Annotated in this window: 14 protein-coding genes; 11 read left to right on the top strand and 3 right to left on the bottom strand. The window is 55.0% G+C overall.

Features of this window, described 5'->3' with window-relative positions; translation table 11 throughout:
* Positions 1-48: 48 nt before the first annotated feature.
* Together Q1A43_RS16110 and Q1A43_RS16105 are read right to left on the bottom strand one after the other, a co-directional pair.
* Positions 49-1,296 (bottom strand): sodium:proton antiporter, encoded by a 1,248-nt coding sequence (locus Q1A43_RS16110; RefSeq protein ID WP_299936839.1) that lies wholly within the window; start codon positions 1,294-1,296, stop codon positions 49-51.
* Between the two features lie 96 nt (positions 1,297-1,392).
* A complete protein-coding gene (locus Q1A43_RS16105) occupies positions 1,393-1,860 on the bottom strand; it encodes a DM13 domain-containing protein (protein WP_299936837.1) in 468 nt (155 codons plus the stop codon).
* 260 nt (positions 1,861-2,120) lie between these two features.
* Here Q1A43_RS16105 and pnp point away from each other — a divergent pair, with 260 nt between their 5' ends.
* The 3 genes from pnp to Q1A43_RS16090 all read left to right on the top strand — a co-directional run bounded on the left by pnp (position 2,121) and on the right by Q1A43_RS16090 (position 6,115).
* Positions 2,121-4,256, top strand: coding sequence for a polyribonucleotide nucleotidyltransferase (gene pnp, locus Q1A43_RS16100; RefSeq protein WP_299922614.1), 2,136 nt, complete (start codon positions 2,121-2,123; stop codon positions 4,254-4,256).
* A gap of 499 nt (positions 4,257-4,755) precedes the next feature.
* Positions 4,756-5,109, top strand: coding sequence for a YigZ family protein (locus tag Q1A43_RS16095; protein WP_299936836.1), 354 nt, complete (start codon positions 4,756-4,758; stop codon positions 5,107-5,109).
* 76 nt (positions 5,110-5,185) lie between these two features.
* Positions 5,186-6,115 (top strand): SRPBCC family protein, encoded by a 930-nt coding sequence (locus tag Q1A43_RS16090; protein WP_299936832.1) that lies wholly within the window; start codon positions 5,186-5,188, stop codon positions 6,113-6,115.
* A 180-nt stretch (positions 6,116-6,295) separates the two neighbouring features.
* On the opposite strand, the gene Q1A43_RS16085 is transcribed toward Q1A43_RS16090, so the two are convergent.
* Complete coding sequence (locus Q1A43_RS16085) at positions 6,296-6,982, bottom strand: response regulator transcription factor (protein ID WP_299922814.1); 687 nt, start codon at positions 6,980-6,982, stop codon at positions 6,296-6,298.
* Positions 6,983-7,127: 145 nt separating this feature from the next.
* Here Q1A43_RS16085 and ribA point away from each other — a divergent pair, with 145 nt between their 5' ends.
* From ribA to Q1A43_RS16045, 8 genes are all read left to right on the top strand, one after another.
* Positions 7,128-8,216: a GTP cyclohydrolase II gene (gene ribA, locus Q1A43_RS16080; protein ID WP_299936830.1), complete on the top strand. Its 1,089-nt coding sequence runs from the start codon at positions 7,128-7,130 to the stop codon at positions 8,214-8,216.
* A 9-nt stretch (positions 8,217-8,225) separates the two neighbouring features.
* Complete coding sequence (locus Q1A43_RS16075; RefSeq protein ID WP_299936827.1) at positions 8,226-8,726, top strand: L,D-transpeptidase family protein; 501 nt, start codon at positions 8,226-8,228, stop codon at positions 8,724-8,726.
* Between the two features lie 240 nt (positions 8,727-8,966).
* Positions 8,967-10,070 (top strand): ABC transporter ATP-binding protein, encoded by a 1,104-nt coding sequence (locus Q1A43_RS16070; protein ID WP_299922623.1) that lies wholly within the window; start codon positions 8,967-8,969, stop codon positions 10,068-10,070.
* 107 nt (positions 10,071-10,177) lie between these two features.
* Positions 10,178-11,284: an extracellular solute-binding protein gene (locus Q1A43_RS16065; RefSeq protein ID WP_299922624.1), complete on the top strand. Its 1,107-nt coding sequence runs from the start codon at positions 10,178-10,180 to the stop codon at positions 11,282-11,284.
* 87 nt (positions 11,285-11,371) lie between these two features.
* Positions 11,372-11,665 carry a DUF1330 domain-containing protein gene (locus Q1A43_RS16060; RefSeq protein ID WP_299922625.1) on the top strand — a complete coding sequence of 98 codons (294 nt, stop codon included), beginning with the start codon at positions 11,372-11,374 and terminating at the stop codon, positions 11,663-11,665.
* Positions 11,665-12,927 carry an ABC transporter permease gene (locus Q1A43_RS16055; protein ID WP_299922626.1) on the top strand — a complete coding sequence of 421 codons (1,263 nt, stop codon included), beginning with the start codon at positions 11,665-11,667 and terminating at the stop codon, positions 12,925-12,927. Before Q1A43_RS16060 ends, Q1A43_RS16055 begins: the two co-directional genes overlap by 1 nt.
* A gap of 5 nt (positions 12,928-12,932) precedes the next feature.
* Positions 12,933-13,949 carry an ABC transporter permease gene (locus tag Q1A43_RS16050; protein WP_299936824.1) on the top strand — a complete coding sequence of 339 codons (1,017 nt, stop codon included), beginning with the start codon at positions 12,933-12,935 and terminating at the stop codon, positions 13,947-13,949.
* Positions 13,950-14,076: 127 nt separating this feature from the next.
* Positions 14,077-15,321: a PAS domain-containing protein gene (locus tag Q1A43_RS16045; protein ID WP_299936822.1), complete on the top strand. Its 1,245-nt coding sequence runs from the start codon at positions 14,077-14,079 to the stop codon at positions 15,319-15,321.
* Positions 15,322-15,375: the final 54 nt, after the last annotated feature.

Raw genomic sequence — 15,375 nt, 5'->3', positions numbered from 1 at the left:
AGGCTGGCAGAAACTGTCAGGAGCCTGCCAGCCGCAAGGATATAACCGCTAGACCAAGTCAGGTTCGCGACCGACCTTATTGGCCAGTTTCGCAACAGTGAGGCCCTGAACGATAATCGAGAACACGACGACCACATAGGTGGTGGTGAGGATCAGCGGTTTCCATTCGTTTTCGGGTAGGGATAGCGCCAAGGCCACCGAGATACCGCCCTTGAGGCCGCCCCATGTCATGATCTGAATGACACCGGGGCCAAAGGTGCGGAACGGTTTGAGCATCAAAACCGGCACGGCGACGGCCGCCAGACGGCCAACCAAGGCAAGCGCAATCGACATGACCCCAGTCAGAAGGAAGCTTTGATCCAGCTGCACGGCAAAAACTTCGATCCCGATCAATAGGAACAAGACAGCGTTGAGAATCTCGTCGACCAACACCCAAAACTTGTCGACATATTCGCGGGTTTCGCCCGACATGCCGTGTTTTGCGCCAATGTCGCCAATCAACAGACCGGCACAAACGGCGGCGATGGGGGCGGAGACATGCAGCCAAATGGCCAACTCGTAGCCGCCAAATGCCAGCCCCAAGGTCAAAAGAACCTCAAGCGAATAGTCGTCGATCAAACGCATCACCCGGAAGACCAGCCAACCAAGCGCGATGCCCAAAACGGCTCCGCCCAGCGCCTCTTGGAGGAAGAGTTTGGCGATCGCTGCGGCCCCGCTTTCGTGATGGGCGTCACCCGGAAAGGCAAGACCAACAAGCACCAGAAACACCACGTAAGCAACACCGTCATTAAAGAGGCTTTCCCCGGCGATCTGAGTCTCCAAAGACTTGCGCATGTTGGCTTCTTTAAGAACGCCAAGCACCGCAACCGGATCAGTAGGGGTGATCAGCGCGCCAAATACCAACGCGATCATGATCGGTGCACCGGTCATCCAGCTAAAGCCAAAGCCAACAATCGCCGTGGACAAACCAACCCCGATTGTGGCCATCAACAAAACGGTCGGCCACACGGCTTTGAGGTCCGATAATTTGACATGCAGCGCCCCGGCAAAGAGCAACAGACCCAACATGCCTTCGAGCAGGGCATCGGAAAAATCAATGCCCAGAACGACGCTCCGTACTTGATCGGAAATGCCCCATTCGGGAACAATCAAATCAAAGCCCATCGTCGCCATCGAGGCGAGCAAAGCCACGACCAAGATGCCAATGGCAGAGGGCAGTTTGAGGAAAAGATAGTTAATGGTGCCGAAAACCCCGGCCATAACAATCAACAAAGACGCAATTTGCAGAATATTCATAACAGTCCCGGAAATCTGAGTTTCAAACGCCTGTTAACACGCCCGGCTGCTATTGGCAGGGGGAAATTGGTCGTGGTTCTGCGGCTATTGGTGCCTTTATTGATATTGGGCCGAGGTGATGAACTCCGAAAAAGCCTCGCACCAGATAACAACGGTGGTGTAGTCGGCCACGTTGATACCGTCCGGAATAGTCAGGATCGCCCCGTCAAAGCTTTTGACGCCCCCGATGCGGGCGGATTGGCTTTTGATGGCCACAAACCCGGCTTCGTCATCGACAAATTCCGATGTTAGATAAAGCATGTAATCCGGCCCCGGAGCCAATTTGCCCATATGCACGATTTCCGTGTCGGACAGGCTTATTGTGCCTTCGCCCCAGTGCAAAAAATCGCTTCCGGCGCGGTCGCGATCAAACGTGCCGCTGAAACTGGCCGATTTGGCTTTTTCCTCAAGCATCGCAATGTCGGGCGCGGGGGGCGCGGTTAACACCGGCAATAGATAAACGCCCAAAGCAAAACCGAACCCAACGGCCAGAAGGTGGGACAACACTAAAAGGATACGACGCATGGGACCTCCGCAACAAAACGATAGCGGAAAGGATGACGCAAACCGGCGCTTTGGTCCAGCAAAGGCGCGAAAATCGGCCTTTTAGTGTTGGGGATTTCACGATGGGTTCACAAGTTGATCCCTTTCAGCTATGGACGCGCCATCTGAGACGTGACGCATTGACCCCGGCGCATGACAGGATGAAGGGGTCGGCGGCAATGGGGCCGTCATGCAAACGGGAGACCCGGAGGGCCGGGTGTGCTCCCAGACAGGATACGATGATGTTCAAAGAAACCAAAAAATCCATGCAGTGGGGCGAAGAAACGCTCACACTGGAAACCGGCAAGGTTGCCCGTCAGGCAGACGGTTCCGTGATCGCGACGCTGGGCGAAACCAGCGTCATGGCGAACGTGACATTTGCCCGCAAGCAAAAGCCGGGTCAGGATTTTTTCCCTCTGACCGTTCACTACCAAGAAAAATACTATGCCGCCGGTAAAATCCCAGGCGGTTTTTTCAAGCGTGAAGCACGCCCAACCGAAAAAGAAACACTGACCGCGCGCCTGATCGACCGTCCGATCCGCCCGCTGTTTGTGCCCGGCTTCAAAAACGAAGTTCTGGTCATGTGTACCGTTCTGAGCCACGACCTTGTCAACGACCCTGACGTTGTTGCGATGATCGCGGCCTCTGCTGCTCTGACCATCTCTGGTGCGCCATTCCGTGGCCCAATCGCTTGTGCCCGTGTTGGTTTCGAAGAGGGTGAATACGTTCTCAACCCAACCGTCGAAGACATGGATCAGCTGCGCAACAACCCCGAGCAGCGTCTCGACCTTGTTGTTGCAGGCACCAAAGACGCCGTGATGATGGTTGAATCCGAAGCGTACGAGCTTACCGAAGAAGAGATGCTGGGGGCTGTTGTTTTCGCCCACGAGCAGATCCAGCCGGTTATCGACCTGATTGTTGATCTGGCCGAAGATTGCGCCAAAGAGCCGTTTGAATTCGAAGCGCCCGATTATTCCGAGCTCTACGAAGTTGTCAAAGCCGCTGGCGAAGAAGGTATGCGCGCAGCCTATGCCAACACCGACAAGCAAGAGCGTGTTGCCGCCGTGTCCGCAGCCAAAGACGCCATCCTTGCCGGTCTGACCGAAGAGCAGCTTGAAGATGCGAACCTTGGTTCCGCTATCAAAAAACTGGAATCGGTTGTTCTACGCGGTGACGTTGTCAAAAACGGTCGTCGTATTGATGGTCGTGCGCTAGATCAAATCCGCCCGATCGTTTCGGAAACTGGCCTGCTGCCACGGACCCACGGTTCGGCTCTGTTCACCCGTGGTGAAACACAGGGTCTGGTTGTGACCACGCTGGGCACCGGTGACGACGAACAGTTCATCGACGCGCTGCACGGCAACTTCAAATCCAACTTCCTGCTGCACTATAACTTCCCTCCCTATTCGGTTGGTGAAGTTGGTCGTGTGTCTGGCCCCGGCCGCCGCGAAATCGGTCACGGCAAGCTGGCTTGGCGCGCGCTTCAGGCGGTTCTGCCTGCGGCAACGGATTTCCCATACACCATCCGCTTGGTGTCTGAGATCACTGAATCCAACGGCTCGTCTTCGATGGCGTCGGTTTGTGGTGGCTCGCTGTCCATGATGGACGCTGGCGTTCCGCTCAAAGCGCCGGTTGCCGGTGTTGCGATGGGTCTGGTTCTGGAAGACGATGGTGATTACGCGATCCTGTCCGACATTCTGGGTGACGAAGATCACCTCGGCGACATGGACTTCAAAGTGGCCGGTACCGAAAACGGCATCACCTCGCTGCAGATGGACATCAAGGTTGCGGGCATTACACCTGAAATCATGTCCAAAGCCTTGGCTCAGGCCAAAGCCGGCCGTCTGCACATCCTAAGCGAGATGTCGAATGCCTTGACCGAAGCGGGTGAATTCAGCGTTCACGCGCCACGCATCGAGACCATGCAGGTTCCAACCGACAAGATCCGTGAAGTTATCGGTTCTGGTGGTAAAGTGATCCGAGAGATCGTCGAAGTGTCGGGTGCCAAAGTTGACATCAACGACGACGGCATCATCAAGATCGCATCGCCAGATGGCGAAAGCATCAAGAAGGCCTATGAGATGATCCACTCGATCGTCGCTGAGCCGGAAGAAGGCGCGATCTACAAAGGTAAAGTTGTCAAAATCGTCGACTTCGGCGCATTTGTTAACTTCTTTGGCAAGCGCGACGGTTTGGTCCATGTGTCCCAGATTGAAAACCGCCGCCTGAACCATCCTTCGGACGTTCTGAAAGAAGGTCAGGAAGTCTTCGTCAAGCTCTTGGGTTTTGACGATCGCGGCAAAGTGCGTTTGGCCATGAAAATGGTTGATCAGGCCACCGGCGAAGAAGCCGCGCCTGAGCCTAAGAAAGAAGACTAAGTCAAAATGGCAGGGCCGGAGCAATCCGGTTCACCATCTGATTTTAAAAGGGCATCCAATTGGGTGCCCTTTTTGTGTTTTTGTGGGAAACCCGTTGTTTTGAATGGGTTTAAAGGGGGGATTTGGCTATCCTCTTCAATTCTGTTTCATCGAAATTCGCAAAAGCAGGGACGGACAATACGAACGTTTAAAACTGTAGACGGCCCCTGCTGATATCAAAGCTCTCCGCTGTTCCCACACTGGCCTCTGCCTCGATAGGAGGCGCTGGCTGCGTCAAGGAACTATCGGTGACGGACCCTATCCTGACGGATAGCTAGGGGGGAAGTTAAGGTTTTGTTTACCCCTGAAGATGTATTTCCTTTGTGTCAAAAGACCGCATCGGTTGCGGTTCCTTTTACACACTCACGGGATGCGCCGCGGGGGTTTTGGACAGGGGTTCAAAACCCCCAAATCGTTTCTGGGGCTTGTTTGGCCCGACGCGCGCCGCTAGGCCGGGGGCATGAACGTTCTGGAAAACATCATCTCGGACCGTGGATCGCGCTACGCGGTATCAGGCGGACCATGTGCCTCGGAGGTTGAGGCCAAGGCCTTTCTAAAAGAGCTGAAACGCCGCAAGAAATTTGCCAAAGCTACGCATAACACTTGGGCCTGTTTGACGGATGCCGCACGGTTGAAGAATGACGACGGAGAAAGCGGTGCCGGTATGGTGATTTTGCGCATGCTTGAGCGTGAAGAGCTTCGAAATCACATCATTGTTGTCACGCGTTGGTATGGTGGCAAGCATCTAGGCGGGGATCGGTTTCGCCATGTTCAAGATGCAGTACGGATTTATCTGGGCGAAATCGATGTCTAACCATGACCTCTGAGGTAATTGATTGAGCGCATCGCAATAGCGAAACCTTGCGGCATATGTCGCGAAAGGAAACGCTATGAGTAAAAGCACGATGGCCAAATGGGCCCTTGGGGCGAATGCCACTTTTTCTGTTCTCTGTGGGGGGCTGCTGTTGGTCATGCCCGATACTGCTGCACGGACAATTCTCGCTGATCCCGCGGGATGGGGAAAGGGCGCGGCGGTTGCACTTGGCCTTGGACTGCTTGGGTTTGCCGGGCTTTTGGCCGCGTTGGTCAAGGGCAAGCACCTATCAGCCCGCCGGGTGAATGAGGTTGTCTGGGCTGATATCGCTTGGGTGTTGGCGACGGCAATTTTTGTCACTGTTGGTGCTGATATCTGGACATCTGCCGGGCGCCTGTTGGCTGTTGACGCAGCTTTGGTTGTTGCGGGATTTGCGCTTTGGCAGTGGATCGGCGCACGGCGTTTGCCCGAAGTTCTTTCAATGGTTTCGGTGACGTTGCGCCAGGGCGAGATCATCGCCGAACTGCGCCGTCCGGTACAGGCCCCGTCAGCGGTCATATGGCGGGTGATGACCGACCATGGCCGTTACTCAGAAGTCGCCAGCAACATTCGCAAAAGCGAGGTGTTAGAAGGTGAGGGGGTGGGTATGATCCGCCGGTGTGAAGGCCCCAAGGGTGAAAGCTGGACTGAGGTTTGTGACGGCTATGAGGAGGGCAAATCCTATAGTTTCCGCATCAACACCGAGGCCAAGGATTACCCCTATCCCTTTGCCAAACTGCACGGACAGTGGACGTTGCAACAGGGGTCGGATGCGCCGATGTTCTCGATCAAAATCAGGGCGACACCCAAGGGCGGTGCGTTGACGGCCATAATGATGTTCACGCTGTCCAAGGCCAGTTTCCACGGCATTCTGATTGACCTCGGTGAAGCATGGGCGGTGCGTATGGAAAAGGAAGCTGAAGACGGTTGGAGCAATGCGTCAAACGCGGGTTTGGCGACGGCCTAAAGGGGGCCATCGATTGGGCAAAAAAAGGCCGGGCACAAAGGCCCGGCTTAGTCCAACAGGGAGGTGCATGTGATAACCCGCACATGCGACGGGAACTGTTCTTGACCTTGATAAAGATGTACGAAGCGTATCTCTTTGATCTGGGTCAACTAAGTTAACCCTAGGTCAAAAGGGTTAATTTTAAGCTACTAAGCGATACCCACCCGATTCAGTGACCAACAAACGGGCATTTGAGGGATCGGGCTCAATCTTTTGGCGCAGGCGGTAGATGTGGGTTTCCAGCGTGTGGGTGGTGACCCCGGCGTTATAACCCCACACCTCATGCAGCAGCATATCGCGCGGAACGACGCCTTCGGTCGAACGATAGAGGAACTTCAGAATGTTGGTTTCTTTCTCGGTCAGACGGATCTTGCGATCGTCCTCTGTCACCAACAATTTCATCGATGGTTTGAACGTGTAAGGGCCGACGGTGAACACGGCATCTTCGGATTGTTCATGCTGACGCAGCTGGGCACGGATGCGCGCCAAAAGAACCGGGAACTTGAACGGTTTGGTGACGTAGTCGTTGGCACCGGCATCAAGGCCCAAGATGGTATCGGCATCGGTGTCATGCCCGGTCAGCATCAGGATCGGTGCTTTGACGCCCTGTTTGCGCATCAGGCGGCACAATTCGCGGCCGTCCATATCGGGCAACCCAACGTCAAGAATGACCAGATCGTAAATCTGCTCTTTGGCACGCGCCATGGCATTTGCGCCATTTTCGGCTTCAAAGACCTCAAAATCCTCGGTCATGATCAATTGCTCGGCCAATGCCTCGCGCAGGTCGTCGTCGTCATCGACCAAAAGGATGTTCTTAAGCTGTGCCATTTGCTGGGCTCCCGTGTTGCCTTTTTGGGCAGATGTGCTCATTTTGGCACCTCGACAAGGATTGCTGCAACCACTTCACGCGCTCGTGTCCGATCTGGGTGAATGTTTCAGGATTTAGGCCGAATTGTTACAAGGAGATAAGGCCTTGGGGCTGGGACCGGAGCTAAACGATATTCTGGCGCGTGCGCGGGCCGATCTGCGCATGGGCGTACCTGTGATCCTAACCGGGCACGGGCAGGCTTTGATTGTGATGGCGGCTGAAACGGCTGGCCATGATCGGTTCGAGCTGTTGCGCAGCACTGGTTCGGTCGATTTGGTTCTGACCGGACGGCGGGCCGAAACGCTCAAGGCACGGGCTTATGATGGCGATGTGGCGCGTGTTGTTCTTCCGGATGGGGCGCAATTGGATTGGGTTCAGGCCTTGGCAGATCCGGCGGACGATTTGCGCGTTCCGATGAAGGGGCCATTGCACACACGCCGCGATGGCAATTGCGATTTGCACCGATTGGCGATCACTCTGGTGAAATCGGCGCGCTTGCTTCCGGCGGTTTTGGTCCAAGATACCGGCGAGGCGATTGCCCTAGCGGCGCGCGAGAACCTCACCTTGATCCCCGGTGAGGCGGCAACGCCCCATGTCATGGAATTGGCAACGCTGAATAATGTGGTGGCGGCGCGGGTTCCCTTGCAGGCCGCCAACAATGCCCGGCTGCATATTTTCCGCCCCGAGGATGGCGGCGAGGAACACTATGCCGTCGAAATTGGTCGCCCGGATCGCAGCAAGCCCGTTCTGGCGCGGTTGCATTCGGCTTGTTTCACCGGCGATGTCTTGGGGTCTTTGAAATGTGATTGCGGGCCGCAATTGAACGCCGCGCTGGCGGCAATGGGCGACAACGGTGCCGGCGTGTTGTTGTATCTCAACCAAGAGGGGCGGGGTATTGGCCTTGCCAACAAGATGCGCGCCTATGCCTTGCAGGATCAAGGGTTTGATACGGTAGAGGCCAATCACCGGCTTGGGTTTGAAGATGATGAGCGTGATTTCCGCCTTGGAGCGCAAATCTTGCAAAAGCTTGGCTTTTCGAGCGTGCGTTTGCTCACCAACAACCCCAAAAAGATCGCGATGATGGAACGCTGTGGCGTCGCGGTAACCGAACGGGTGCCGCTCAAGGTTGGCAAAACCGATGAGAACGCCAACTACCTTGCGGTCAAGGCGGCAAAGTCCGGCCATCTGCTATAAGGAGCGATCATGTCCGACATGGTTTTGACCCGAATGGGGCTGCGGTTTCGCGGACGAATGTGGCCGTGTACCATTGGCAAAGGTGGTATTCGGACGGACAAGCGGGAAGGTGATGGAGCCACGCCCGTAGGGACCCATCAGATTGTTGGCCTACTTTACCGGCCTGATCGGATGGCGCGACCGGCCCCATGGGCTTTGCCCATTCGTCCGGGTGATTTGTGGTCTGATGATGTGCGGGATGCCGGCTACAACCAACTTGTGCGCGCGCCCTATAAGCCGAGCCATGAAACCCTGCGCCGCGCTGATCCACTTTATGATTTGATTTTGCTGACCGATTGGAACTGGCCCAACGCCGAACCGGGGCGGGGATCGGCGATTTTTCTGCATCGGTGGCGACGACCGGGGTTCCCCACCGAAGGTTGCGTGGCGTTTCGACCAGACCATTTGCGCCAGATTGTGCGCTTTGCCGAACCGGGCACCAAGGTGGTTGTGCCCGAAACCCTCGCTTAACTGACGCTCCGTTAGCGCTAAATTCCAGAAAACCAAAGAATCGGCCTTGGGATATTGTTCTGTTTTGCCGCGCCAATATGACGATTTACGCTGTGAAATGCCGCAAATCTGCGCGCATGACCCGTAAACGCCAATTGTCAGAGCATTTTTTACCGAATTGGTTGCAACGACAGCCCGGACAGGGTTTAGTTTGCCCTTAAGACAGCGGAGAAAATCCGCGGATACATAGGGAGTGTGCCTTTGGCCGATTCGGGAAACAGCGACGCGTTTGTCGCATTTGAACGCGTGCAAAAGAGCTATGACGGCGAGGTGCTTGTTGTCAAAGATCTGAACCTCTCGATGCCTAAGGGCGAATTTCTGACGATGCTTGGGCCCTCGGGGTCGGGCAAGACCACATGCCTCATGATGTTGGCCGGTTTTGAAACCGCCACCCATGGCGACATCCTTTTAGATGGCGTTAGTATCAACAACATCCCACCGCACAAACGCGGCATCGGCATGGTGTTCCAAAACTACGCTTTGTTCCCGCATATGACGATTGCAGAGAACCTCAGCTTTCCGCTTGAGGTGCGCAAGATCGGCAAATCCGAGCGCGAGCAAAAAGTCAAACGCGCGCTAGATATGGTTGAAATGGGCGCCTTTGGCGGCCGTCGTCCTGCCCAACTTTCGGGTGGTCAGCAGCAGCGTGTCGCGCTTGCCCGTGCTTTGGTGTTTGAACCTGAGCTGGTGTTGATGGACGAACCGCTTGGCGCGCTGGACAAGCAGCTGCGGGAAAAGATGCAGTTCGAAATCACCCATCTGGCGCATCAGCTTGGCATTACAACCGTTTACGTGACCCACGACCAAACCGAAGCTTTGACCATGTCGGACCGTGTTGCGGTGTTTAACGATGGCCGTATTCAACAGCTGGCTCCACCTGATCTGCTTTATGAAAAGCCCGAGAACAGCTTTGTTGCCCAGTTCATCGGTGAAAATAACACGCTTGAGGGTGTGGTGACTGAGATCAAGGGCGACACATGCGTAGTGCGTCTTGATGACGGCGAGGAACTTGATGCGACGCCGGTCAATGTGACCAAGGTGGGCGAGAAAACCCGCGTGTCGATCCGCCCCGAACGGGTAGAGATCAACAAAGATCGTTTGCAAGAGGGCGTGCATACGCTCAAGGCCGAAGTGCTTGAATTCATTTACATGGGTGACATTTTCCGCACCCGCTTGCGCGTGGCTGGCAACGACGATTTCATCATCAAAACGCGGAATGCGCCGGATCAGGTTAAACTTGAGCCCGGTACAATGATCGACATTGGCTGGCTGCCCGAAGACTGCCGGGCTTTGGACGCGACATAACGATAGTAGCCCTGCGCCCAACGTGGTGCGGGGTTTTGCGGAGAGGTCAGATGTGCTGCCCGTGCTCTGATTTCCACTCATCAAACGGGTAACTAAGGGAGTAATCCATGAAACTCACCAAAACTCTTATGGCGACAACGGCTCTGACCGTGGCTGCGAGCGCAGCTGTCGCCGAAGATATGGCAATGGAAATGACACTTGTGTCTTGGGGGGGGTCCTATCAGGCCAGCCAGCACAAAGCCTATGTAGAACCCTATTTGGCGGCGAACCCCGGCGTCACAGTTACATGGGACGAAAGCTCGGCCGAAGCGGTTGCCAAGCTGCGCGCCATGGACGAAGCGGGTAACGTAACCTGGGATCTGGTTGACGTTGTTGCGTCTGACTCCATGCGCCTGTGCGACGAAGGTCTGGCGATGGAACTGGACGCGGACACCGATCTGGCCGATGCGCCTGATGGCACCAAAGCCTCTGAAGACTTCGGCGACCTGCTGGTTTCTGAGTGCTTTGCGCCTCAGATCGTTTACTCGACCACATTCGGCTACCGTACCGATCTGGTTGGCGACACGGCTCCAACAGACATCTGCGCGATCTTTGATCTCGATGCCTATCCTGGCAAACGTGCGCTGCAGAAGCGCCCTATCGATAACATGGAATGGGCTCTGTACTGTGATGGCGTAGAAAAGTCGGCCATCTATGACACGCTGGGCACAGCCGAAGGTGTAGACAAGGCTCTGGCCAAACTCGACACCATCAAAGACCAAGTTGTTTGGTGGACCGCTGGTGCGGAAACACCTCAGCTTCTGGCCGATGGCGAAGTTGTGATGGGCTCGACATTCAACGGTCGTCTGTTCTCGGCCATCGCCGAGCAGAACCAGCCGATTGGTATGCTCTGGGACATGCAGTCCTTTGACCTTGACGGTTGGGTTGTTCCTGCAAACCTGCCAGCAGACCGCAAAGCGCGCGTGATGGACTTCCTCAAGTTCGCCACCGACACTCAGCGTCTGGCAGATCAGGCCAAGTACATCTCCTACGGTCCTGCGCGTAAGTCGTCCGCACCACTGGTTGGTCAGCACGCCGAGCTGGGTATCGACATGGCACCACATATGCCAACCGATCCAGCAAACGCCGGTAACGTGCACATCTATGACTACGAATGGTGGGCAGACAACCGTGATGATCTGGATGCGAAATTCCAGTCTTGGTTGGCCAAGTAATCCCATTCGGGAGGTGAGGCATACCCTCACTTAGCAACATTCACCCGGCGGTTCGCTGCCGGGTGATCGACCAGACGGAGGCCACACATGCCCAAGGGTTACATCATCGCTCACATCACAGTGAAAGAACCAGAGGCCTACAAGGAGTACGTCGTCAAAGACACGCCGATCCTTGAAAGCTTTGGGGCAAATTTTGTGGTCCGTGGCGGGCAATCGCAAACCGTCGAAGGCGACGCACCGGCCACTCAGCGCCACGTTGTCATTGAATTTGAAAGCTACGCAAAGGCGCTCGAGGCGTATAACGACCCGGATTATCAGCAAGTTGCCGATATTCGCCGTCGCACCGCCGATAGCCTGATCTACGTCGTTGAGGGCGCATAATGAGCAAAGCTGAACCTATGCTGGCGGCTGATGGCACGCCGCTAAAGAAATCTCTGGCCCGCGCCCTGCGCCGCCAAAAAATGCGCGCGTTGATGCTTATTGCTCCGCTGCTGCTGTTTATCTTGCTGACATTCATTCTCCCGGTGGCGGACATGCTGTACCGGTCGGTCGAGAATGGCATTGTCTCTGAAACCCTGCCGCGCACCGTTGTTGCGCTGGCCGATTGGGACGCTGACGGGGGGGAACTCCCGGACGAGGCGGTTTATGCGGCCATGGCGGCCGATCTTCATGATGCGGCCAACGCCAAGACACACACCAAGGTCGGTGTGCGATTGAACTATGAACAACCGGGTATCTCATCACTGTTCCGCAAGGCGGGTCGCAAGGCCAAAAAGTGGGATCCGGTTGCCGATGGTCCGTGGAAAGACCAGATGATCGATCTGCACAAGGGCTGGGGTGATCCGGCGATCTGGCGCACGATCCAAACCTATTCGCCTCCTGTGACCCAGGGCTATTATCTAAACGCGGTTGATATGCGGGTTGGGCCCGATGGGGCCGAAATGCGCCCGGAAAACGAACAGATTTACGGTATTCTGTTCGGCCGGACGATGAAAATGTCACTGATGATCACGCTGAGCTGTATCATGCTCGGCTATCCAGTGGCCTGGTTGCTGGCCAACCTACCGGCCCGCAAGGCCAACATGTTGATGATTCTTGTGCTTTTGCCATTCTGGACCTCTCTGCTTGTGCGGACCTCTGCTTGGAAAATCATGCTGCAACAGCAGGGGGTGATCAACGATGTGTTGGTTTGGATAGGGCTAGTGGCCGATGAAAACCGGCTTGTGATGATCAACAATCAGTTCGGCACCGTGGTTGCGATGACGCATATCCTTCTGCCATTCATGATCTTGCCGATGTATTCGGTGATGCAGACCATTCCGCCAAGCTATCTGCGCGCGGCCAAATCGCTAGGCGCGACCAACTGGACAGCGTTCTGGCGGGTGTATTTCCCTCAATCTGTGCCGGGTATTGGCGCGGGGTCGATCCTCGTCTTTATCTTGGCGATTGGCTACTACATCACCCCGGCCTTAGTCGGCGGCACAACCGGGACATTCATTTCCAACCGGATTGCTTTCCACATCTCGACCTCGCTCAATTGGGGCCTTGCGGCGGCACTTGGTGCAATCCTGCTCGCTGTGGTTTTGATCCTGTATTGGGCCTATGACAAAATCGTCGGCATCGACAACGTAAAGCTAGGGTAACTGATATGAGCGGAATTCCTCCTTATGCCACGATGCCCCAACGGGTTTGGTACTATACGTTTCGGGTGATTTGCGGGCTGATCTTTGCCTTTTTGATCACGCCTATTCTCGTGGTGATGCCCCTTAGCTTTAACGCTCAGGACTTCTTTACCTTTACGCCTGAAATGCTCCGGCTTGATCCTGAAGGTTACAGCCTCAAACACTATCGCGATATGCTCGGGGATGATGGCAATCCGTGGACCGGCCTATGGATTGGTTGCGCCCTTGGGGTGGCTTGGGCGGCTTTTGGTGTATATCGACGTGGGTCTGTTTCGCTGATGTCGCTTCTTCCGGTTGTGGTCCTAAGCTTGTTTGGGCTTATCATCGGCAAACTGACCGGCGCGACGGGCGACTGGATGGTGGCTCTGCGCAATTCTCTGTTGATTGCACCGGTTGCGACGGTTCTGTCGGTTGGGTTTGGCACTTTGGCGGCAATTGGTCTTAGCCAACCGCATGTGCCGTTCCGACGCGCGATCATGGCGATCATGATCTCTCCGATGATTGTTCCGCTGATCATTTCCGCGGCTGGCATGTACTTCTTCTATAGTCGAATTGGCTTGCAAGGCGAGTATCTCGGCGTTGTTCTGGCACATGCCGCTTTGGGAATTCCCTTTGTGATCATCACGGTTACGGCAACCTTAGTTGGTTTTGATCGCTCGCTCACCCGCGCGGCGGCCAATATGGGGGCTGATCCGGTGACGACGTTCTTTCGGGTGCAAATGCCACTAATTCTGCCGGGCGTGATTTCCGGTGGTCTATTCGCCTTCATCACATCCTTTGACGAAGTCGTGGTGGTGATTTTTGTCGGGTCGGCCAAACAACAGACGCTGCCATGGCAAATGTTCACGGGACTACGAGAGCAAATCAGCCCAACGATTCTAGCGGTTGCAACGGTTTTGGTTGGAATTTCAATTTGTTTGCTCGCAACGGTTGAGTTTTTGCGCCGCCGGTCCGAACGTCTGCGCGGTATGAGCCCAAGTTAACGCCGCGCCGTTACATTCAATTGTCGGTAAAATTTAGCCGCAGGTCCCAAGTCGGGCCTGCGGTTTTCATTTTTTCGAAAGGCTTGCAGGGGATGTTTCTGGGAAACCCGTGTCTGAGGAACCTGCAATGACCGAACTGAACCCCCAATTCGCTGCCGAGGCAAAAGCAACCACCTCGGAGGCGATGTTTCAATTGTCCGAGCTTTTTTACACGCGGACGGATGAGCGTGGGGTTATTGAGGCCGGCAATACCATTTTTCAACGCGTTGCAGGGTACGAATGGGATGAGCTGCTTGGTGCGCCGCATAAACTTGTCCGCCATCCGGATATGCCCAAGGGCGCATTTCAGCTTGTTTGGGATGAGCTAAAGGCCGGGCGAACCGTTGCGGCATATGTGAAAAACAAACGTAAGGACGGGCGCTTCTATTGGGTTTTTGCGTTGATGTCACCGGCGGGGAATGGGTTCATTTCTACCCGTATGAAACCCAGTTCTGAACACTTGCAAACCATGACCGGCATGTACCAAGACATGTTGGCCGAGGAAGAAGGTGGTCTTTCGCCCAAAGCAAGTGCTGAGCTGCTGCTAAGCAAGTTGGCTGAGAATGGATATTCGAATTACGCGGCATTTCAAGCGACAGTGATTGCGGCAGAGTTTGAAATGCGTGCGCGTAGCCTTGGCCGCCCCGTTGATCAACTTCAAAAGCGCTTTTTGGATATGTCTCGGGCGATTGAGCAAGTCGAAACTGAAACCACGGAAATGACCGAGGCTTTTAAGGCGATCCGAACCGTTCCTATGAACATGCGTATCATCGCGTCGCGTTTGGAAAATGCCGGAGGCCCGATTAGTGCGATTTCGGTAAACTATAGCCAGATGCTCGAAGAAATGTCGACTTGGGTCTCCACCTTTGTGGACGGAGATGCCTGTGTCTTCGCCCGAATTCGGGATGCGATCTTGCAGGGCCAATTCCTAGGCTTTGCCATGGCGCTAGAGCAAGAAATGATCGAAATTCTTAAAGGGAGCGGGGCAGAATACCCCGAGCAGGTAAATCTACAGGAAGAAACGAAGATGCTAGAAGGCATGCGAGCCAAATACCTTGAACAAACCAGTGACGCATTGAGTAGTGTTGAAAATGAAGCCAAGCGTTTTGGGCGCAGCGTTCTAGACATGAAACGATACGTGACGGGCCTAAGCTCGACCCGGATGATGTGTAAGATTGAAAGCGCGTCACTATCCAACTCTGGAACAGCCCTTTCGGGGATCGTAGATCAATTGGACGCCTGCCAGAACGAAATTGAGCAACGCCTTGCACGTATTGTTGAGCTGAACTCCGTCATTCAAGGCAATACGTCAATGCTTCGTTCCTTGATCTAAGTAAGCATACAGGCAACGAAAAAGGGCGGGGAAATCCCCGCCCTTTGCGTGTTT

This window comes from uncultured Pelagimonas sp., assembly GCF_947498515.1.
GTDB lineage: Bacteria > Pseudomonadota > Alphaproteobacteria > Rhodobacterales > Rhodobacteraceae > Pelagimonas.
This window is presented reverse-complemented; position numbering and strand designations above follow the sequence as displayed.

Excerpts from the sequence above, each read along its gene's own strand:
- Q1A43_RS16110 (WP_299936839.1), bottom strand. The coding sequence starts at position 1,296 with ATGAATATTCTGCAAATTGCGTCTTTGTTGATTGTTATGGCCGGGGTT.
- Q1A43_RS16105 (WP_299936837.1), bottom strand. The coding sequence starts at position 1,860 with ATGCGTCGTATCCTTTTAGTGTTGTCCCACCTTCTGGCCGTTGGGTTC.
- pnp (WP_299922614.1), top strand. The coding sequence starts at position 2,121 with ATGTTCAAAGAAACCAAAAAATCCATGCAGTGGGGCGAAGAAACGCTC.
- Q1A43_RS16095 (WP_299936836.1), top strand. The coding sequence starts at position 4,756 with ATGAACGTTCTGGAAAACATCATCTCGGACCGTGGATCGCGCTACGCG.
- Q1A43_RS16090 (WP_299936832.1), top strand. The coding sequence starts at position 5,186 with ATGAGTAAAAGCACGATGGCCAAATGGGCCCTTGGGGCGAATGCCACT.
- Q1A43_RS16085 (WP_299922814.1), bottom strand. The coding sequence starts at position 6,982 with ATGGCACAGCTTAAGAACATCCTTTTGGTCGATGACGACGACGACCTG.
- Q1A43_RS16075 (WP_299936827.1), top strand. The coding sequence starts at position 8,226 with ATGTCCGACATGGTTTTGACCCGAATGGGGCTGCGGTTTCGCGGACGA.
- Q1A43_RS16065 (WP_299922624.1), top strand. The coding sequence starts at position 10,178 with ATGAAACTCACCAAAACTCTTATGGCGACAACGGCTCTGACCGTGGCT.
- Q1A43_RS16060 (WP_299922625.1), top strand. The coding sequence starts at position 11,372 with ATGCCCAAGGGTTACATCATCGCTCACATCACAGTGAAAGAACCAGAG.
- Q1A43_RS16055 (WP_299922626.1), top strand. The coding sequence starts at position 11,665 with ATGAGCAAAGCTGAACCTATGCTGGCGGCTGATGGCACGCCGCTAAAG.
- Q1A43_RS16050 (WP_299936824.1), top strand. The coding sequence starts at position 12,933 with ATGAGCGGAATTCCTCCTTATGCCACGATGCCCCAACGGGTTTGGTAC.
- Q1A43_RS16045 (WP_299936822.1), top strand. The coding sequence starts at position 14,077 with ATGACCGAACTGAACCCCCAATTCGCTGCCGAGGCAAAAGCAACCACC.